This is a genomic window from Prolixibacter sp. DSM 2831 (assembly GCF_056493735.1).
The window spans coordinates 2486433-2506848 of record NZ_CM151379.1 but is presented as its reverse complement, the minus strand read 5'-3'; the positions used below and the strand labels follow the sequence as shown (position 1 = coordinate 2506848).

22 protein-coding genes and 1 tRNA gene are annotated in these 20416 nt (G+C 45.0%); 11 read left to right on the top strand and 12 right to left on the bottom strand.

The features are described from left to right. Positions 1 to 38 precede the first annotated feature (38 nt). From AC060N_RS10180 to AC060N_RS10140, 9 genes are all read left to right on the top strand, one after another. The gene (locus tag AC060N_RS10180) at positions 39 to 2258 is read left to right on the top strand and encodes a multicopper oxidase domain-containing protein (protein ID WP_479523702.1); all 2220 of its coding nucleotides are present in this window, start codon (positions 39 to 41) and stop codon (positions 2256 to 2258) included. Between the two features lie 44 nt (positions 2259 to 2302). Beyond that, on the top strand, positions 2303 to 2689 hold the full coding sequence (locus AC060N_RS10175; RefSeq protein ID WP_153639554.1) for a DUF302 domain-containing protein: 387 nt from the start codon (positions 2303 to 2305) through the stop codon (positions 2687 to 2689). A gap of 101 nt (positions 2690 to 2790) precedes the next feature. Next, positions 2791 to 3312, top strand: coding sequence for a hypothetical protein (locus tag AC060N_RS10170; RefSeq protein ID WP_194831506.1), 522 nt, complete (start codon positions 2791 to 2793; stop codon positions 3310 to 3312). 42 nt (positions 3313 to 3354) lie between these two features. After that, positions 3355 to 3810 (top strand): hypothetical protein, encoded by a 456-nt coding sequence (locus tag AC060N_RS10165; protein WP_479523701.1) that lies wholly within the window; start codon positions 3355 to 3357, stop codon positions 3808 to 3810. A gap of 69 nt (positions 3811 to 3879) precedes the next feature. Then, a complete protein-coding gene (locus AC060N_RS10160; protein ID WP_153639551.1) occupies positions 3880 to 4443 on the top strand; it encodes a heavy metal-binding domain-containing protein in 564 nt (187 codons plus the stop codon). Between the two features lie 365 nt (positions 4444 to 4808). Further along, the gene (locus AC060N_RS10155) at positions 4809 to 5525 is read left to right on the top strand and encodes a hypothetical protein (RefSeq protein WP_479523700.1); all 717 of its coding nucleotides are present in this window, start codon (positions 4809 to 4811) and stop codon (positions 5523 to 5525) included. A 100-nt stretch (positions 5526 to 5625) separates the two neighbouring features. Continuing rightward, positions 5626 to 6015: a hypothetical protein gene (locus AC060N_RS10150; RefSeq protein ID WP_479523699.1), complete on the top strand. Its 390-nt coding sequence runs from the start codon at positions 5626 to 5628 to the stop codon at positions 6013 to 6015. A 186-nt stretch (positions 6016 to 6201) separates the two neighbouring features. Next, positions 6202 to 6669: a DUF2231 domain-containing protein gene (locus AC060N_RS10145; protein WP_153639548.1), complete on the top strand. Its 468-nt coding sequence runs from the start codon at positions 6202 to 6204 to the stop codon at positions 6667 to 6669. A 26-nt stretch (positions 6670 to 6695) separates the two neighbouring features. Next, positions 6696 to 7433: a hypothetical protein gene (locus AC060N_RS10140; RefSeq protein ID WP_153639547.1), complete on the top strand. Its 738-nt coding sequence runs from the start codon at positions 6696 to 6698 to the stop codon at positions 7431 to 7433. Between the two features lie 200 nt (positions 7434 to 7633). Here the strand turns inward: AC060N_RS10140 and AC060N_RS10135 are convergent, their stop codons facing one another. The 7 genes from AC060N_RS10135 to AC060N_RS10105 form a co-directional block, all read right to left on the bottom strand. Continuing rightward, positions 7634 to 8314, bottom strand: coding sequence for a P-loop NTPase family protein (locus AC060N_RS10135; protein ID WP_479526984.1), 681 nt, complete (start codon positions 8312 to 8314; stop codon positions 7634 to 7636). Then, positions 8298 to 9050 (bottom strand): hypothetical protein, encoded by a 753-nt coding sequence (locus tag AC060N_RS10130; protein WP_479526983.1) that lies wholly within the window; start codon positions 9048 to 9050, stop codon positions 8298 to 8300. Before AC060N_RS10130 ends, AC060N_RS10135 begins: the two co-directional genes overlap by 17 nt. 72 nt (positions 9051 to 9122) lie before the next feature. Next, on the bottom strand, positions 9123 to 9446 hold the full coding sequence (locus AC060N_RS10125) for a helix-turn-helix domain-containing protein (RefSeq protein WP_479526982.1): 324 nt from the start codon (positions 9444 to 9446) through the stop codon (positions 9123 to 9125). A 180-nt stretch (positions 9447 to 9626) separates the two neighbouring features. After that, entirely contained in the window at positions 9627 to 10820 is a 1194-nt protein-coding gene (locus AC060N_RS10120) for a hypothetical protein (RefSeq protein WP_479526981.1), read from the bottom strand. A gap of 185 nt (positions 10821 to 11005) precedes the next feature. After that, complete coding sequence (locus AC060N_RS10115) at positions 11006 to 12274, bottom strand: site-specific integrase (RefSeq protein ID WP_479526980.1); 1269 nt, start codon at positions 12272 to 12274, stop codon at positions 11006 to 11008. Positions 12275 to 12568: 294 nt separating this feature from the next. Then, positions 12569 to 12643, bottom strand: a tRNA-Pro gene (locus AC060N_RS10110). 196 nt (positions 12644 to 12839) lie between these two features. Then, on the bottom strand, positions 12840 to 13481 hold the full coding sequence (locus AC060N_RS10105; RefSeq protein ID WP_479526979.1) for a hypothetical protein: 642 nt from the start codon (positions 13479 to 13481) through the stop codon (positions 12840 to 12842). 209 nt (positions 13482 to 13690) lie between these two features. Between AC060N_RS10105 and AC060N_RS10100 the strand changes: the two genes are divergently transcribed. Beyond that, on the top strand, positions 13691 to 15208 hold the full coding sequence (locus tag AC060N_RS10100; protein WP_479526978.1) for a TolB family protein: 1518 nt from the start codon (positions 13691 to 13693) through the stop codon (positions 15206 to 15208). A gap of 162 nt (positions 15209 to 15370) precedes the next feature. Then, on the top strand, positions 15371 to 16375 hold the full coding sequence (locus AC060N_RS10095) for a hypothetical protein (protein ID WP_479526977.1): 1005 nt from the start codon (positions 15371 to 15373) through the stop codon (positions 16373 to 16375). A gap of 15 nt (positions 16376 to 16390) precedes the next feature. Here the strand turns inward: AC060N_RS10095 and AC060N_RS10090 are convergent, their stop codons facing one another. The 5 genes from AC060N_RS10090 to AC060N_RS10070 form a co-directional block, all read right to left on the bottom strand. Further along, positions 16391 to 16579: a PLDc N-terminal domain-containing protein gene (locus tag AC060N_RS10090; protein WP_479526976.1), complete on the bottom strand. Its 189-nt coding sequence runs from the start codon at positions 16577 to 16579 to the stop codon at positions 16391 to 16393. Between the two features lie 116 nt (positions 16580 to 16695). Further along, positions 16696 to 17229 (bottom strand): hypothetical protein, encoded by a 534-nt coding sequence (locus tag AC060N_RS10085; RefSeq protein WP_479526975.1) that lies wholly within the window; start codon positions 17227 to 17229, stop codon positions 16696 to 16698. A gap of 90 nt (positions 17230 to 17319) precedes the next feature. After that, complete coding sequence (locus AC060N_RS10080) at positions 17320 to 17838, bottom strand: nitroreductase family protein (protein WP_479526974.1); 519 nt, start codon at positions 17836 to 17838, stop codon at positions 17320 to 17322. A gap of 56 nt (positions 17839 to 17894) precedes the next feature. Further along, a complete protein-coding gene (locus tag AC060N_RS10075) occupies positions 17895 to 18578 on the bottom strand; it encodes a PrsW family glutamic-type intramembrane protease (RefSeq protein ID WP_479526973.1) in 684 nt (227 codons plus the stop codon). Between the two features lie 90 nt (positions 18579 to 18668). Further along, positions 18669 to 20291 carry a beta-N-acetylhexosaminidase gene (locus tag AC060N_RS10070; protein WP_479526972.1) on the bottom strand — a complete coding sequence of 541 codons (1623 nt, stop codon included), beginning with the start codon at positions 20289 to 20291 and terminating at the stop codon, positions 18669 to 18671. Positions 20292 to 20416: the final 125 nt, after the last annotated feature.

The window sequence follows — 20416 nt, the reverse complement described above, 5'->3', positions numbered from 1 at the left end:
AGAGTAACTACAGGTAAAGAACACAGAAACAATTTATTATGGATTTTATTAAAAAGAAAACAAATATTTATACCCTATTACTGTTTGGTTTATTATTCCTGGTGAAGATACCTGCATATGCTCAAACTGACACCACCACCTATCATCTGACGATACGGAAGGAGCAAGTTGATAAAGCAGGAAAAAAGGTCATGGGGATGACCGTCAACGGCACGATTCCCGGACCTACCTTGAAGTTTAAAGAAGGCGACTATGCTGTCATTTATGTCAAGAACGAAATGGATGTAGAGACATCGGTTCACTGGCATGGACTTCTGTTACCTAATTTCTATGATGGTGTACCGTACCTGACGACTCCACCGATTAAACCCGGCGAAACGCGTAAGTACGAGTTCCCGTTGAAACAATCCGGAACTTACTGGTATCACTCACACACCATGCTGCAGGAACAAAGCGGTGTATATGGTTCCATTGTGATTGAACCCCGGAAGAAGAAGTTAAAGTATGACAAGGAGTTAGTCCTGGTACTTTCGGACTGGACCAACGAAAAGCCCATCAACGTTCTTCGTACGCTTAAGCGAGGGAGCGAATGGTACCAGATAAAAAAAGGTACCGCTACGCCGCTGAACAAGGTAATTGCCCGCCACGCTTTAGGAGCACAGCTTAAATTCTGGAAGCAGCGAATGGATGGCGCTGATATAGCCGATGTGTATTATCCTGCTTTTTTGGTGAACGGCTCGCAAAAACAGGAGTATCCCAATTTCAAGCCGGGAGACCGGGTTCGATTGCGAATCATTAACGGGTCCTCTTCGACTTCTTACTGGATGACTTTTGGAGGAAAAACACCTACGCTTGTATCGGCTGATGGTAAAAACGTAGTGCCGGTAAAGCGCAACAAAACTTTTATCGCGATAGCGGAAACGTACGACTTCATTGTTACCATTCCGAAGAACGGGCAAATTGAATTCAGGGCCACAACTGACGATGGTTCGGGTTCGACGTCAGCCTTCCTGGGGAAAGGACCTGTGCTTGCCGCCCCGGATGTTCCCAAACCCGACAAAATCGGGATGATGAAAAAGATGGCCAAAATGGATATGCGCATGGGAGCTCCCGCTATCAAATACCGGCCAAAGAAAGATGAACCCCATAAGATGGAAAAGAACTGGGGCATGCAGATGGATAAGTCGACCGATAAAATGAAGGGGAACATGAGCCATGACATGAAAGGTAGTATGAAAGGGATGGATATGTTCGCCAAATACAATTACGACTATCTGAAATCGCCTGTAAAAACTACCTTCCCGAAGGATGTTCCGGTCAGGAATATCCTGCTCAATCTTACCGGTAACATGCACCGCTATATCTGGAGCATGAACGGTATCCCGTTGTCGGAAACGGACAAAATTAAGATCAAGAAAGGTGAAGTCACGCGTATCACGCTGAATAACCTGACGATGATGAGCCACCCGATGCACCTGCACGGACACTTTTTCAGGGTACTAAATAAGAATGGCGACTATTCGCCTTTAAAACATACGGTTAATGTGCCTCCGATGAAAAAGATTACGATTGAATTTTACAACCAGGAGAGCGGAGACTGGTTCTTCCATTGTCACATTCTCTATCACCTGACGAGTGGAATGGCACGGATATTCAGTTACGGTACTCCAAGGGACCCTCGCCTGAAAGGTTATCCGGTGAAGAAACTCATACACGAAACCAACCGGTACTATACGTGGGGAACTGCCGAGATGGCGTCGAATGTGACCAGTTTAAGCCTTGTTTCATCGAACATCCGTAATCAGTTCAATTTCGATGCTGAGTATGGCTGGAATAAGAACATGGAGGCAGAGTTCACCTATGAACGGTATTTGTATGATTATTTCCGGGTTTTCGCCGGAGTGAATATGGAGAATACCGATCGGAACAGCCTGGATAATATCAAAACGACTGCTGTCGCCGGAATCCGGTGGTTTACACCCTACATGTTCGATTTGGACCTTCGTGTGGATAATGAATTACGTCCGCGCATTTCCATCGGACGGGATGTGATGTTGTTCCCCCGGCTGTCGGTATTTGGCTACTACGAGTATCAACTCGACTTTGGCGCGGTGAATACACTGCCGCCCAATAAAAATGTGGAAGGCGAAACGGTATGGAATGCCGGTGCAGAATATATGCTATCGAAGAATTTTTCACTGGTAGCCAGTTATGACAACCGGTACGGTGCCGGAGGCGGGTTAACGCTTCGATTCTAATGAAAATTAAATATTCAGACAGTTGAAACCTAAAATACAAACAGATGAAATATTACATCGATAAGAAAACAAAAGGAGACTTCGACGAAGTGGTTACCAGGGTGACTGAGGCGTTGAAGCAGGAAGGTTTTGGTGTATTAACTGAAATTGATATTCAGCAAAAGCTAAAGGAAAAGCTGGATGTTGATTTCCGGAAGTATAAAATTTTGGGAGCCTGCAATCCTCCCTTTGCATACCAAGCATTGGAAATAGAGGATAAAATCGGAACCATGCTACCGTGCAATGTGGTCGTTCAGGAGACTGAAGATGGAGGAATCGAAGTGGCGGCCGTCAATCCGGTGGCATCGATGCAGGCGGTAGATGATGAGGACCTTATCTGTGTTTCAGAAAATATTCTAAAGAAACTGGAACGGGTTATCGAATCATTGTAGAGATACCATTGAATTTTCGTTACTACTGACTGATTATATGCTTTAATGCTTTACACCCTATGTTGGCTTTTGCTCTATATCTGACTGTTACCTTTTTGATAATGGCATCGTTGCTCGGTGTTTTCGGGCTATTGAGAGCCGAAAACCGGGACACTTTCAGGTTGTATATGAGCTGGAGCTTTGGGGTGGGAGCTTTAGGAGCTGTACTTTCAATTATCGTGGGGCTTTTTCAAGCCCCTCCGATAATTGATTTCGAAACTGTTCGTCCCAATGTTCAAACCGATGAGATGTTGGGACTCATTCTCCTGGTCATTTTTTTATTTTCCTGGATTTGGCTGGAACTGAGAGGAGCGGTGATGAAGAGATTTGAGTTTGCCCTATTTGTCATACTGTTGATAATCTATAGCATAATGATTGGAAGTTCCATCAAAGAAGCCGATTCAGATCATTACCGGGAGGCCACCTACTCCCTGCATCAAGGAAGTTTGAAAGCCGTTGAAATGAATTCCATTATACACCAGGCAAAGGCACCTGAAGCGACCTTAAGGCCGGAGAATTCGGATACGATTCACTATTTGTTTCATGGGTTCGACTTCAACACCTGCATGAAGAAATCAATATGATTAGATCACCAGTGGCGCGATCTTATATAAAATTTTGAAAAGATGAAAAAGATAAAAATGCTCAAAGAGGTATTCAAATCCAATTTGAATTGGACCCGGAAAGAGAAGCGTGTGCTTCTGGGAATCGGGGGTTTTATCTTCGCTCTCGTCATTGGCTTTTTTGGCTACCTCTTTTACCTGCAGAACAGCGTAAATAAGGCTTTTGATTCACAGGAAGGGAAGGAAATACAGCATAGCCGGGTTTGTATGGTCAACGGAGATATTAAGCTCCATTCCGTTCGTTCAGTAACGGTAAACGGAAAAACCTACTGGGGCTGCTGTCAGCACTGCATTAGCTTGTTGCGGTATAATACGGCTCAGGTTCGTTTTACGACCGACCCCGTCACCGGTAAAAGGATTAACAAGGCGGATGCCGTGATTTTTCCCGATCCACACAATTCCAGGAGAGCCATGTTCTTTCAGTCGGATTCAACTTATGAGCAGTATGTACATCGCTAACACATCAATTATATCAATCAATGCAAAAGGCTTGACGCCATTATCTATGTTTCAATAAATTAAAAAAGAATGAAAAAGAGTTTTCTGTACTCCCTGGTATTCCTTTCGGGAATGCTATTGATCGCTTTTAGTGCTTCTGCACAAGATGCCACACCGGCTCAGCCCGCCACTAAACAATCAGCTGTTCAGTACACCTGTCCGATGCATCCTGACGTGGTGATGGATCACCCGGGAAAATGTCCCAAGTGCGGGATGACCTTGAAGAAAAAGGGTGCTGCCCACCAGGAGATGAATACGCATTCGATGTCCGATAGTACACACATGCAGCATAGCATGATGATGGGAGATTCGATGGACATGAAAAACTGCCCGATGAAACACGCCATGCAGAAAGATTCATCGTCTGTCGCCCATTACAGGTGCCCGATGCATCATGATGTTGTAACGGACAAGCCGGGGAAATGCCCCAAGTGCGGGATGACGTTGAAAAAGATGGATGGCCATCAACAAGCGATGCACATGCACAACATGAAAGATAGTACCCGAATGAACCATCCAATGATGATGGATTCGACGGGAGATATGAAGAACTGTCATATGAATAGTGGATCATCAGCTACGATGAACAATTAAGGATTGGTTTTTTTTCATAGTAACCCTGTCGGTGTATTTATACATCGCAGGGTTGTTTTTAATTCATATGAAGGTTCGCTGTACCGGAGATATTAATTAATGCTAAAAACTGAACTTTTATACTTATGAATGGTTGGTGACTATTAGTAGGCTGTCAACTATTTGTTGTTCAATATTTTGACGTTGTCTATTAAGGCAGAAGAATCATGAAAAAGACCACCAGAGCTCTTCCTATCTACTGGTCAACCTTTCTTATCATACTTCTATTGGTTGGCCCAGGCTCCCCCTAAAGAGAGAACATTTGCAACGGGATTGCCCGTGCTGAAGGTCTTTTTCGATTTTGTTAAATTAAATATATGGGTATCATGAAATTGTTTAGGTATTTTCTAATTTTCGTATTACCCGTTGCCGGAATTACTTCTCCGGCCAGAGCGCAGGAAAACGGCGACGGGCGCATGGCAGATATGTTTGTCCATCCATTTATGGCACACATGGCCCTACCTGATCAACCTGGCGAAGTCAGTTTGAGAGTAACTCCATTCCAGCAGAGAAACAGCGCTGATGTAGAACAGGATTTAGCCCTGCATATTGAGGCTGGCATAGCCCCTAATCTGGGCATACATATCCGGAGTGACGGTATCAAAACCTCGCCGTACTCGGAAGTGATGCTGATGTATAGTTTCCTGCACGACAACTCGTATCATAACGGAGCCAGTGTTTTCGGTCAGGTAAGTATCCCGACCGGTCCAGTGGCATCCAATTCTTTAAAGTATCTTTTTGGTGTTTCGGGTAGAGTTACGGTACCTCAGTTTATGGTGGTTGATGCGAATACGCACATTAATCTGGCCGATAAAATGGCCGAATACGAAAGCTCGTTTGTTTTCAGAGTATCGAAACTGTTATATCCTGAGTTGGAACTGCGAGGCGAAATTACACAGGACGCCACCAGTCTGTATTCTTTATTCGGACTTAAATTCCGGATTGCGGACGAAACAGCGTTTGGGGTCGGTATCCAGACGCCACTGAGCAATGAGCGTGAATATGATACGCAGGCTTTGCTAACGCTGGGGATGGCCTTTTAGCCGACTGCGCTGTAAATGAGTTATTTTTTCACAAGCAGATATGAGTAGATAGAGAATGATGCGATTGCGGAACATAAGGACTTTTGTTGCTGTAGCATGTATGATCTCTTTCCTGGGAGTTTACATGGTACGGACTGTCTGTATCGCAGAAGACCTGATTCCATCTGATTCTCATTCCGTTTTGAACAGTGGACATACCACGAGTGGCCAGGAGGACCTGCACCAGCATCAACATCATGCGCCGGGTGATGAGGATGATTGTTGTACGGATGTTACGGCCAAATACTTTGCGTCGTTCCAAGCTACGCTTCCCTACATCACTGCACCGGTGTTGATTTCTTCATTTACTGCTTACGTTACTGAGCAAACATTTTTTCAACTTCGCGATAATCACTTATACCGTTCTACTGCGGATATCCGGGAGGGGCCTCCTCTGCCTTTTAATACAGGAGCGGGTATCAGGATTATGATACAATCTTTTCTGCATTAACGCACCGGTCGTCTGGTCGTACTTTCTCTCCGTATCACCGGAAGGGTTGAAAAGCCATATTACCATCGATTTGCTACTACCGGAGTCAGGAAGAAAATCGCGGCTATCCTTCAATTTCGATAGTCGATATTTGCCTTTGTGAATGTCGACCAGTCATCTATTTGTTAACCAGTTAAATGAAATGATATGGAAAGTTTACTCCCTACCTGGGCACCGAACATACATCCACTACTGATTCATTTTCCGATCGCGATATTAATTACTGCCACACTTGCAGACGCAGCCAGCCTGATATGGAGAAAAGCGTGGCTTGAAAATACGGTCCTTGCTCTTTTCGGTTTCGGGGTGGTCATGTTGTTGATCACTTACCTGAGCGGAAGGCAAGCTATTGATATCGTCGATGTGCCATTGAAGGCGGAATTAACGGCATCACACCATGCAGACTGGGCCTTGCGGACCCTGTTGTTTTACAGCGGTTACCTGGTTGTTAGGTTGATTGTTTTTTTCACCCGTCTGCGAAACAAAAAGTGGATTGCTGTGGTGTTGCTGATTGGTGGGTTGCTTGGTATCGGTTCGATAGCCAAGACTGCCGACTATGGCGGAAAATTAGTGTATAAATACCAGGTTGGTACACAGCAAAAGCAGGAGAAATAATTACACAACTTTAAAAAATGAATCCAATGAAGATTAAAGTACAGCATACAAAAACGATAATTCTTGTAAGCGCACTCTTTTTAGCGGGGAGTCTTTACTCATGCAATTCAAAGAAGAACAAGAACAATACACAGGAAAAATCCGGACATCAGGAAATGGTGGAAGGGCATTCACACAACGGAATGATGGACGAAGATGAACACCATGATGAAGAAATGCATGAAGCAGCCACAGGACAAATGAGCTGGCAACCGGCTCAACAGCCATTTGAGGGGCAGCTAAAGTTAGTTAAGGGCGACGAAGCAAAACTCAATGCCAAAGTGGTTAAAATGGATGGTTCCAATGTCCTGAGTATCGAGCCAGACGGTCAGGAAGTGGTTCTCATGCTTAATGATGTGTTTGGCAATTTTGGAGCTGAATTCCAATACCAGTTAATCGATTATACTGGTCAAATAGCCCTGCTTTTTCATTATCAGGACGAGTCGAACTATGATGCGATGGTGTTCGACAATAAAACCATGAAACTGGAGCGTATGAATGACGGCCAGATAAAAATGCTGGACAGTCATGATGCGCAATTTGCCAAGGGATGGTCGACCTTGAAAATTTCGGCTGCCGGAGAACACCTGAAGTGTTACCTGAATGGCAAGCAGTACGACCATGGCCACGCTGAAGTGCGTCCGGTTGGTCAATTCGGTATCATGTTGCAAGGTAAAGGAACTGTGCTGCTTAAGAAGTTAAGTCTGGTTCCGTTGCAAGAATAAGATTACAACGTCAACCGACGCACCGGGGCTGTCCTTTGATAAAGAAGGGCAGCCTTTTTTGTTGTAATAAGGGTTTCAGGTTTCAGGTTTGACCTCGCGGTTGCTATTGTTACGATTGTTTGGTATGGATTAGCCTGAATGTTTAAGAAGCTCCCTGCCACCACTTAGTCGGGGTAGCGATGGCAGGGAGTTGTAGCAGGCTATTGCCGTTTGTCTTTGGTATTCGAATCGAATGAAATGAGGTTGAACATCGACCTCATGCGGCTTCTAACCCGGGAACCATAGAATTCTTCAATTTCACCGGCCGTTAAATTGGTTGTTAAGTGTGTGAGCATTCCGTCGGACACAAACTGGTCGTAGCGGCTGAGCAGTATTTCGCCCAACACATTTACTTCGTTGCCAAAATATTTCAGGTTTTGTTCGGTCCCCAGGTCGTCAAAGCAGACGGCCCGTGGTTTCTTACCACCGGTGGAGCGGTCATAAGCCAGGATGCTGTGTTTCCGGATGACCTCGTAACCATTGCGGTGAAATTCGAAACTGACTTCCCGGCAGGATTTTATGTTGTGTCGGATGTCCGGAGGAATGAAAAAGCGAAGCAGCGTCATCAGGCTGGTTTTTCCGCTCCCAATGGGTCCGGTAAGCATGATCCCCTTGTTGAGGTTGAGATTTAGCCGCTGCGCGTTCTCCTGGTCGCGTATGGCCCAGATGAGCAGTTTGAAAATGATGGGTCTGTCTTCTCCATAAATTTTGAAATCAGTGCCGAATAATTCCCGGCCTTTTTGTTCCATGAATTCCAGGCAGCTTGAAAAGCTGTAGTTGACGGTTCCTTTCCCGAAAGATATGACTCCCGGCGCGGTGAAAAGTTCAGAGTGGTTCGGCATAGTTTTTCCCATTATCAGGTTTGTATTCGGTTGATTTATCCCGCGGGCTCAATGGTTGTCGCGGACCGTACTTCCGGGCATTGAGCATCCAGTTCCGGGCCGCCGCTTTCCAGTCTTTCATCCGGGTGCGGCCGCCCACTTTCCAGCCTACCGATTCGTAGTAGTTGAAAAATCGCTCAGCTTCCACTTCAGGGAACTCCTTCTCGAGGAAGTAGATTTTGACATGTTCCTCCGGAGGCGGGATTTTACTTTTTGCCGGTGTATCGGTGGAGTTTTCCGGTTTGGACTTCTTCTCTTGCAAGGGAGCGCTTTCGGGCTGTTTCCCGTACCTGGTTTCCTGTTCCATTTTTTCTGATTGAAATTGGATTGGTTCATTGTATTCTATAGTTTCTTGTTTAATCTGTTTACTAATGTTTATTAAAGGGATCACTACTTGTTCACTAGTTGTATCAAAAATGAACATGTTCACCCGGCTACCTTTAAGGGGGTTGTGCGACGGTTGATAATCGATGTATTTCCACTGGTGAAGCTGTTTGAGACACCGTGAATAGGTATTGACCGAACCGATTTTGGACATTCTCAGCATCTCTGCCCGGTTGATGGAGATGGGATTCTGAAACCGGTTGAGGTTCCATCGTCTGAACAGGGCGAGGTAAAGGCTGATGTGGTGCGGTGTAAGACGATCGTCTTGCTCCACGCACCAGAAGAATGCCGCCAGGTGCCGGATGTAGTTCATTGTACGTCACGATTAACCTGTTTTCGAAAGGTTTGAGTGGTAATTCAGATGGATTTCGAGGACTCTTCCGGTTTACACGAAGTGTCCTTTTGTCTTCCGGGACTCGAGCATTTGCTGGATGTCGCTCTGCTCGTAATAAATGACCCCACCGATTTTGGTGTAAGGCAACGTTCCGTTTACCCGCAGATTTTGGAGCGTCCCCGGTGAGATGTTTAGCAGTTTTCGGACTTCGTAGGATTTCAGCCATTTTTTGACTGGCTGGTGGTTCTGTTCTTTTAAGAGCTTCCGGAAGTCAGAGAGAAGTTCTTCTTTTAAGTTTTGGAGGTCGTGTGTGGTGACCAGCTGTTCGCGATAGATGCCCCGTTTTTCCGGGTACTGATTTCTTTCGTCTGGCATAACAGTTGATTTAAAATGGTTTGAAAACAAAGCAACGAAAGAAACCAATGCTGATCCAGTTACAAGGGGGTTACAGAACCCCCTTAACAGATTGTTTATCAATGAGAAATTTATCCTAAATTTCTTTAGGGGTTACAACCCGGTTCATTAAAATTCGGACCATTTGTAGCGGAGTGTCTTTTACAATTCATCGAGGTAATTCAACTGCCGGCGCAGTAGTTCTTTGACCCGATCACAGGTTGACCGCTCCAGGTTGTAGAATTTGGTCCGCAGGCTGTCCTCAGAGATTTCCCTGCTCTTGTCTGTCCGGACCAGTTTAACAAATGACCGGATGACTTCGGAGAGGTTTGGGTTTTTAATGGCATTTGTCTCCATGTAGATTTTCAGCATACAGGCCAGCTGGGCCACTGAAAGATTCGTATGTAATTTTTCGATCTTCTCTTCGGTGACCGGAATCCCAAGTGAGGTAATGTTATTCAGGTCCGTCTTGATATGCAGGTAGGTTATTTCCTGGGAAATCCATTGTTTCAATTGTTTTTGCAACGAAGGACGTTCCGGTCTATAAGCCACATTCGGGGCCGGTATGACCTGAACAATGGTCTTACGCATCAGGTGTAGGTAGTGTAATTGCTGTTTGGTGGTTTCGTATTGGTAGCACTGTTTGGCAATTAAGCGTGAGCAGGCGACGAACAGGTTGGTCGGGTTGTAATTCATGTAAATGATAGTCATAAAGAGTTCCATCCCGAGCTCTGAATCTTTCAGCTTCTTGTCTATCACTTGCTGGAGCTGTTCCAACAAGGCATTGAGGTATTTTATCTTCCAATAAGAATACTTCCGGAGGCTTGTATGAATTAATTCCTGATAGGGTTTGAGTATGAGCGAGACAACCGCCGGATAATTTGTATTCTCTTCCAGGTATTTCCTGACTGGTTCCACTTTCTGACTGAAAATCTTTGCTACTCTCTGGTGGAAAAATGCAGAACCGTATTGATTGAAATTGAACAGGTCAGGATGGTCCTCTGCCAAATAGCCTAATAAATCTTCCATGTTGTAGGCCAACTGTTGACCTACCTGCAGCATTGTGTGTTGTGATTCAGTTGGAGAGATGTTTGAAGTTGATGCAAAGACCGTGTGGAGATGATTCAACAACCGAACCATTGCCGCCTGATTGCTCGAAATGTATTTTGCTAACTGGCGCCTGTTCCCCTGATTAAAGACCTGGTACCTGACGGCCGTTTCGATTCGTAGCATTTCTTCCTTAACCGTTTCATGCCATGAACGCAATTCTTCAGGGGTGAATGACTGACAACAAAAAGAGGTGATGGATAGCTTTTCTATCACGGATTTTTCCAATACGTGAAATTCATGTTTCATTGAGGTTTAGGTTTGAAAAAGATCGAAAATATCCTGGTCATATTCTCATTGGTGTATAACCGACACTTCTGAAAATGCGGTGAAAAAAAACAGACGGTTATAGCTTCAGGAGGCAACGCCTCATTCTCTAAATCGTCTGTTAATCCCAATAATAACTTAGATTTTCGATCCGTTATTTTCTTGGTTTACCCTAAGTTAGTATTTTTTTGTTTAATCATAAAATTTGAACTTGTTTGATTGAGATTTTCTCTCAACTTCTGCATGTCGTGACTGACTTTGGTCTCAATTACCCGCGCATAGATTTGCGTAGTGGCAATTTTGGTATGGCCCAACATTTTGCTTACGGTCTCAATCGGAACATTATTGCTGAGGGTTACCGTGGTTGCGAAAGTGTGGCGTGCCAGGTGGAAGGTCAGGTTTTTGTCGATGCCGGTCAGGTCGGCAATTTCTTTGAGGTAGCCGTTAAGCTTCTGATTGGTCATTACCGGGAAAAGAGTGCCTCGTTGCAAAGCTTTCGGATGTTCCTGGTACTTCCTGATAATCTCCAGTGCTTTGGGAAGAAGCGGCAACGAGACAGATTGTTTTGTCTTGGTACGATCGTAGTGCAGCCAACGGTGACTATCGATACCAATTCGCAAATTATCGGGTGTCAGCTTAGCAATATCGACGTAGGCAACGCCGGTGTAGCAAGCAAAGACAAATAAATCGCAAACAATCTGCAGGCGCTCGATGCTGAAATTTTTTTGCTCTACTTTTTGTAATTCCGATGCGGTCAGGTATCCCCTGTCAACCGGTTCAAAATGGAATTGGAATGATTCGAAAGGATTGCGCTGAATCCATTCCAGTCGTTTGGCCAAATGCAGCAACTTACGGAAGCGCTCCATGTGTTTCATCACACCGTTATTCCTCATTGGCTTTTGGTGATCGGCCGGCTGATGACTTCGCAGGAAATATTCAAACTCAGTGATGAACTGGTAATTGATTTCCGAAAGGTAGATATCGGATGTCTTGTACCGTTTCCGGATGAATTCCCCGAGATATTTCTGCGTGGTGTAATAGTTTTTCATTGTTCCCGGTGCCAGGATTCCGGACGCAGTCTTTTCATGGTAGTCTATTAATTTGGAAAGGCTGAACTGCTCGACCTCAATACCAAGATAAAGATTCTTGATTTTATCGGCCGTAATGAGCTTGTGCTGCAGACGCAAATCCTGGTAGCATTGCATTAGTTCTGACTTGATTTGAACCAACCGGGTATTCAGGGAACGTGACTCCGGCCGGTTTCCGCGGGCTTTGCCGATTTCATTGTCCCAATCGTTGGGATTGACGGCTTCTTTGATGGCCATCTCTTTTCGGACTCCATCAACGGAAATACGGGCGTAGATGGGGGCCTGGTGATTACGCATCTTGTTCATTCTGAGGATGAACTTGATGGTGAAGGTGTGTGAGCTTCTCATAACAATTTCATTTTTCTGATGGATTTTGGCCTGAAAAGGTCACTGATAAGGGCCTCGAAAGGGCATCAAAAACCATCAATTCTGAACATAACCGATGTATGCATGAAATTGTAATGAACTCCCCGACAGAACATTACATCGTTTCTGGTGACCTAAAGATACATAATAATAGAGGTCACCGCGTGGTTCTCATTTATACTGAAATATTCTGCTTTGAATTGATATGACAAAAAATAAGAAAGCCTGATAATCATACGATTAACAGGCTTTTAATGTTGTTTGAATCTCTTGTTGTCGGGGTGAAAGGATTCGAACCTTCGACCTCGTCGTCCCGAACGACGCGCGCTAACCGGGCTGCGCTACACCCCGAACTTTTTGTCAGGCGACTGATGTCGTTTGACGGCTGCAAATGTAAGGGATTTTCGGTTTTTCGCAATACCTTTTTTCGAAAAAAATGCATGCTATTCCGCACTACATTGATATTGCAGGAAATAGATAACATAAAATTTTCTAATCGGAATATTTGCAAGAAGAAGTCGGTGGTGAGTAAAAGAGCATGAACCGCTCAGCTAAATTTTTCACGGTAGTAATCTACTTTGAAGTCCTGAAGCGGAGTGGGGGAGTCAACATACTTGTGTTGATTGTCTCTCCATATCCGAGTTTGCGCCCAGGCTCGGTTGGCAGCTCCGGAAGGAGAGTAGAGGATGGTTAATTTCACGGGTCTGCCAAATAAGTTGGGAGGTAGCACCAACTCACGGCTATGCCTGATTTCTTTCGTGATTTTCATCCCCAGGATATCGACATAGAAAAGTTTGAAAGCATTGTTTTTCTGAAACCCGCTGGTAAAGAAGATTTCACGGATATGGGATTGCCGGATTTGATCAATTAGTTCCCAATTCAACCGGGTAGGAATTAAATCCTGGTCCAGCGCCGAGTCATTTGTCCGGATACACTCCCGGATGGTATCGCTCATAGCAATTCGATGCTTCTCCAGGAAACTGAGAATGGAATTCACAGTAAGTTCTGGTCCGAAATCATCCGGAAAAGCTAGCTGCAATAGTTTCCATAAACTAAGCCGGTTGCCATAGAAGAAAGGGAGCTTGAATTGCGACTTATCGTGCGGATGAATGGTACCGACAATCAACTTCTCAGCTTCCGGCTTCACCGGATATTTGTCGAGGTACAAATGTCGCGTTATTCTTTTCATTTCGGTCGTTCTGGGCTTGAACTGAAGCAGGCAAGGTAGTTAAAATCAATAAAACAGGGGAATACTTTCGAGACAACATTTATTGACCGCATCCTTTCGGAATTATTGGAATTATGCTTAATATTGGAAAGCTTCCGGCAAATGAATTCTCAGATTCTTTGCTTAATTCATTCAGACTACATGACTAATAAATCTAAAATAACAAACCGATGAAACGATTTATGTTATTGATTCCCATCATTGCTCTTTTTTCCTGCTCAACGCCTCCGGCCAATGTGGCTGATATTGGCGTGTTCAATCAGGCTACCGACATTGGTAAGTTAAAAATAAAAGGAAGTACGGTGTACAATGCGGAAACGCAAACCTATACCTTAACAGGAAGTGGAACCAACATTTGGGGAACCAGCGATGAATTTCAGTTTGCCCGCAAAAAGCTGGGCGGCGATTTCATCATGACCTGTATGGCTCATTTTAAGGGTGAAGGTGTTGATCCACACCGAAAAATGGGCTTGATGTTTCGTAGTGATTTAACCGGTGGTTCGGTGTATGCCGACGCTGCTATTCACGGCGACGGTCTCACCTCGCTGCAATATCGTCCGGAAGCCAACACCGAGACAAAAGAAGTCAAAGCGGAACTTTCGGCTCCGGATGTGATTCAATTGGAGCGCCAGGGAGACACAATTATCATGCGGGCAGCGAAATTTGGAAATCCGTTGCAGGAAACCGGCCGCGTCGAGCTGCAATTGCCCGATACGGTATACGCCGGCTTGTTTATCGGCTCTCATAATCCCGATGTGTCGGAAACCGCTGTGTTCGAGAATTTCCGAATTGATGTTCCGGCTGCGGAAGGAGTTGACGGATACCAAAATCCTTCGCCAAGCCGTTTGGAAATACTGGATGTTGAGAGCGGTCACCGCAAGGTAATTTACACGACCAATACACACATCGAAGCGCCTAACTGGTCGCGGGATGGTAAGTATCTTCTGTATAACTCGGATGGCAAAATCATCAAATTTCCGTTGGATACGATTAATCCGCAGATCTTGAATACCGGTGTAGCACAGAGTTGTAATAACGATCATGGTATTTCATTTGATGGAACCATGCTGGCTGTTTCCAGTCAAACTGAATTAGGCGACGGAAAATCAGGTTCTATCATATACACTATTCCCATCGAAGGGGGAGACGCTTTCCGGGTAACCGATAAGGCACCTTCGTACTGGCATGGTTGGTCGCCCGACGGAAAAACACTGGTATACTGCGCCGAACGAAATGGTAATTACGATGTATACGGTATTCCCGCAACTGGCGGAAAAGAATTCCGTTTGACAACCGCTGAAGGGTTGGATGACGGACCGGAGTATTCACCGGATGGAAAATACATTTATTTCAACTCGGTACGTTCTGGTCTGATGAAAATCTGGCGCATGAAACCGGATGGAAGTGACCAGGAACAAGTCAGTTTTGGTCCGTATAACGATTGGTTTGCACACATTTCGCCGGATGGCAAGCGTATGGTATATGTTTCGTATCCTCCGACGGTAGCACCGGGCAATCATCCGCACAACAAGCGGGTGATGATCCAGATGCAGGATACAGATAGCAAGGAATCGAAAGTGATTGCTTACCTTTACGGCGGACAAGGTACCATGAACGTGCCTTCGTGGAGCCCCGACGGAAAACGTTTGGCTTTCGTTTCGTTTACTTACGGCGATCCGGAAGAATAATCTTCACGATATATATTAATGAAGTACCCTGTCCGTGAATAAATCCGGACAGGGTATTTTTGTAGATAGCCCATGAAACAGCATAGTATATTTTCACTCCTTTTTATTGGTTTGTTTTTGAGTATTTGGCCACTGACAAGCGCCGCTCAGAACTCAGATGACGTGAATGCGATAATTAATATTGGCGCCAGTCATTTCCTTCCGGGACAGGCGGTTAAAGTAAACATTAACCTGAATAATCATTCTTCCGGTTTAATTAGAAGCCGGACCCAGCTGAAGATTGTGAACCAGGTCGGCATGGAGAGTTGGAGTACGTTATTGAGGATTCCGTTGAAAGCTAACCAGCCTTTCCATATTCCCATGATGGTGAAAGTTCCCGAAGCGGAAGGAAAGTATGTTTTACGCGCCTGTGAAGAGGAAAGTGGTAAGAAGTTATGTGAAGATATTCCCTTCGATGTTTTCAAGCCGGAGAAGTCCCAAAAGATGTCGAAGATTATGGTCTATGTTCCAGAATACGAAACTTCTTTGAAGCAGTTTGTGGAAGAACAGAACATCAAAGCGCCGTCGTTTAGCTGGGGGCAATGCATGCTTTGCTCATACCGGACCTGGCAACGCCTGAAAAACGGAGATCCGGATGTGAGTGCCGAAATTGAACGCGCGCTACGTCGCAACATGTCGGTTATTTTTCTCGATTTTGGACCGGCAGAGATGCCTGATGTTGACCAGCAGGAGATCGATCTTCCATTCCGCATTTCCGCCTATTTTTCAGGTGAGGCAAAACCGGAAACCAACTTTTCTATTATTTCGAAGAGCAAGGAGCTTAATTACCATTTGCAGAATATGGAAAGTGGTAACTGGAACGGATTCGACAAAGTTACTGTTCCTCCTGTGCATATGTTTTTGAAGGTGAAAGGTGGTACAACAAAGAATCTCATTCAGGCCGGAACCAATCCATACCGTTTTCCCGTTGTTTCGATCTCTACTGGCAGAGGTCATGGAAAAGTCATTCTCTCGCAATTATTGACGGACGGACGATTACTTAATCCCGGTGGAAAAATCCAGGGCCTGAAAGGCGAATTTCACTACGACCCACTAACGGTGCAGCTGGTACTCAATCTCATTTCGATGTCAGTCGATAATAGTTTATTGCAGGGAGCCAGCAACTAAGTCATTGCCTAATAGTTAAAATGTTGGGTCATTTCCCCTGAAAAGGAAATAGATAAATGTGCCTACCGGGAAGAGAAAAAGAATGACAATGGCCCAAAAAACGCGGGTATTGTAACGAGGTGTCCTGGTAAGCAAATCTCTGATGGCTGAAATAGTTAAAGTCAGGAAGAACAGAAGGAGTAATATGGCGATTAGGGTAGTCATTTCATTTCGTCGACTTTAACTGTAGCGTAAACAAGCAAACGAAAGTAAGGTTTGCCCTGTTAAACGTAATGTGACCACTTCTATCTTATTTATTTTCAGTCTTATTAAGCTGCAGATTATTTCCCCTGTGGAGGTTTGCTCAGCAGAATATAAACTTGCAGTCGCGCTGCCGGGATGATGTTTTTCCTATTGGAAAAAGGAATGGCTGTACCAATATCCAGTGCCAATCCGGCCGCATTGCTAAACGGAAACTTTCTTCCAATGGTAAGCACTCCGGAAAAAGTATCGTCACTTCCTCCAACTTCATGGTAATAATTGAACCCCTGACGGGAAAACCAGCTACGTCGGTGACTTAGCGGACTGACCTTGCCAAAGAAATAGCTATGGTCTAGTGTGAGCGAGCGCATATTCAGTTCGAAATCACGAAACCACCCGGATGAATTATGAGAAGAAGCATAGATAAATCCATAATAAACGCCGAACTCCGAGCGGGGAGAGGTCTGCAATTTTAGTCCAGCGTGGTATAATTCGGGAACACCCAGACCGCCGACTACTGATAACTTTGGAACAAACTGGGCATTTGCTGTTAAACCGAGTGTTAGGATAAGTATGACGCTGGAAATCCGTTTAATGATTCGACACTGGTACATGTTCGTTCGATAGGTTGGTTTCTTATACTCAAGTTACAACCCAATCGTTTTCAGCGCAAACGAATCGTACTTTCTTTTCTGTGAAAGAAACTAAAACTTGTTCCAGTGAATGATTTCAGAAGCATCTTTCCGCTTTTTAGCCGGAATAACCTGTCCTTCTACAGGATAACCAACCGGGATTAAAGCAATGGGCTCCAAATGGCTTGGGAGCTCGAAAAAATCAGTTACCTGCGATACGTGAAAATTGCAGACCCAACAGGTTCCCAGTCCGAGCTCCGTTGCAGCCAGCGTGATATGGTCGACTGCTATTGCGATGTCAATATCGGTGTGGTCCTTTCCATCTTCTTTTCGGTGCCAGCCCTGATGATGGTCGCCCAGAACAACAATCACAGCGGGAGCCGTGCGGAACCATTCACGGTGATAAACGGGATAAAATTTCTCGAGAACGTCTTTATGGGTTAGCACGATGAAATGCCAGGGTTGGAAGTTAACAGCTGACGGAGCCATTCGCGCTGCTTCGAGGATAGCTTCCAGCTTTTCTTTTTCAACAGGAGTTGACGAAAATTTTCTTACAGAATGACGTTGTTCTACCAATTCGATAAATTGCATATCCAGTCGTTTTTGGGCGTGATGTGAACAAATATACAAAGAAAACTTTCCGTCGGCTACTCCTGACCGTCATGTATCAGGTTATCTGCGTCCGATAATAGCTTCATTCTGCGATAAACCCTGAACAGCATGTAGATGATAAACGGAACGAAAAGAGCCAAAAGGATCTGATTACCTGACATCAGGATAAAATCGTATAATCCGTGAAAAGTAAACGGAATTAAAAAAGCATAGCCCAGGAAAAGGCGACGGGCCTGGGGATAAAATTTGGCCAGACTGAGATGAAATCCCATCAATACACCAAACATAGCGTGAGCCGGAACAGCGGTTAATGCCCTGGTTAGCCCCACCGAGAGTCCATCCGAACTGCTGAAAACGTACAACAGGTTCTCCACTAAGGCAAAGCCCATGGAAACGAATACCGCGTATACAATCCCGTCGAACCGTTGATTGAATTCCCGGCTGTGCCAAACCAGTAAAAAAGAAGCAAGAAACTTGAACCCTTCTTCCGTAGCACCAGCCACGACAAAAGCCTGGTAAAACGTGTTCCAGTAGCCGGTGAATAACGGGCCAAACATCATCAATACGCCTTCGACCAATGTAACCGGCAGTACGCTGATAACGCCAAACAGAAGTCCTCTGGCTAACAGATAGAAAGGCTCTTTTTCATATTTGTCGCGCCAATAGATGTAAAACAGGATAATGATTACCGGCGCGATGGCCAGAAGTATCAGGTGCATGGCTAAGTTTTAATTGAGAACGGAAAATACGCATAAATGAAAAAAGGACAGCAAAACTGCCATCCTTTTCTTTTATAATTAAGTCAATCTTTATTGAAATTCGACCTTACAATAATTGATGCCCAGCGCATCGTAGCGTTTGACTTCGTCCTGCATGCGATTCATGAAATCGTCGTAATTGCGGGTATCTTTGGGTGACCAAACCACTTCGGCCAGGGCAGCAATACGTGGGAAAACCATGTATTCGACCCGCTCCGGAGTTTTCATGTACTCGGTCCAAACATTTCCCTGTGCGCCCAGAATATATTTGCCTTCTTCTGCAGACAACTCTTTGGGAATCGGTTCGTACTCATAAACCTCTTTGAGCGGAGTCAGGCCACCAATAGCCAATGGCTGTGTTTTCGGATCGGCCTGGTAATGGTCAAAATAGCAATAGTTTCCTGGTGTCATCACCGCATCGTGATGTGCCTGGGCTGCAGCGATACCGCCTTCTTCACCCCGCCACGACATGACCGTTGCATTCGGAGCCAATCCACCTTCGAGGATTTCGTCCCAGCCAATCATCTTTTTGCCATGTTCATTCAGGAATTTTTCGATGCGTTGTACGAAATAACTTTGCAGCTCATGCTCATTCTTCAGACCTTCTTTTTTCATGCGGGCCTGGCAGTAAGGACACTTCTTCCATTGTGTTTTTGGACATTCATCGCCACCAATGTGGAAATATTCACCCGGGAACAAAGGCATAACCTCTGAGATAACATCTTCGAGGAATTTAAAAGTGTTTTCCTTTCCGGCACAATATACATCATCGAAAACGCCCCAGGTTGTTGCCACTTCATACGGACCACCGGTACATCCCAATTCGGGGTACGACGCCAACGCTGCTAAGGCATGTCCGGGAAGTTCGATTTCCGGAACGACGGTGACATAACGGGCTTTAGCGTACGCTACTACATCCTTGATTTCGTCCTGTGTATAGAATCCACCGTAAGGTGTTCCATCGTATTCCTTCGACTCGTGCGCATGCCCAATGATTGTCTCTTTCCGCTTCGAACCGATTTCTGTCAGTTTCGGATATTTCTTGATTTCGATACGCCATCCCTGATCTTCGGTGAGGTGCCAGTGAAACACATTCATTTTGTTCATGGCAATGTAATCGATGTACTTTTTCACGAAATCAACCGGCATAAAATGACGGCCGACATCGAGGTGCATTCCTCGCCAGCTGAATCGTGGCGCATCTTCAATTTCAACAGCAGGAAATACGGCTTCCGTTAGCTGTTGACGAGAAGGTGGCAGCAGTTGAATCAGGGTCTGAACGCCATAAAACAAACCGTTTGGCGCCGAAGCCTTCAAAACAATTTGTTTCGGTGTTACCGAAAGATTATAAGCTTCTTTCCCCAGGTTGAGACTTTTATCGAGACCGATAAAGATTGCCCTTTTTTGTGGTGAGTCTGCCACGTCGACTGAAGTGTTTAATCCATAAAAATCAGAAAGCTGATCGGTTAAAAAACCAGCAATTTGTTTCAACTCCGGGTTGTCTTCGTTAACCAGAATGGGCGTTTTTTCATTCAGGACAAACACGCCATCCGCGTTCACAACTTTGGCCGGTTCCGGTACAATTTTTACTTCAGGCCGCGTGTATTGTTTGGTTGAACATCCAACCGCCGCAGCAAGAATAACCAGCATAAAGAATCCTTTTTTAAGTTTCATTTGTCTGTTGTTTAGTTTCCAGTTTTAATAAATGTGGGATATCATTCGGAAGTTAATACACGTAGGTATTTCAGTATAATGCAGAGGGAGCATCTCATCGTCGTCAGGTTTTGTGTTAGTTGTGG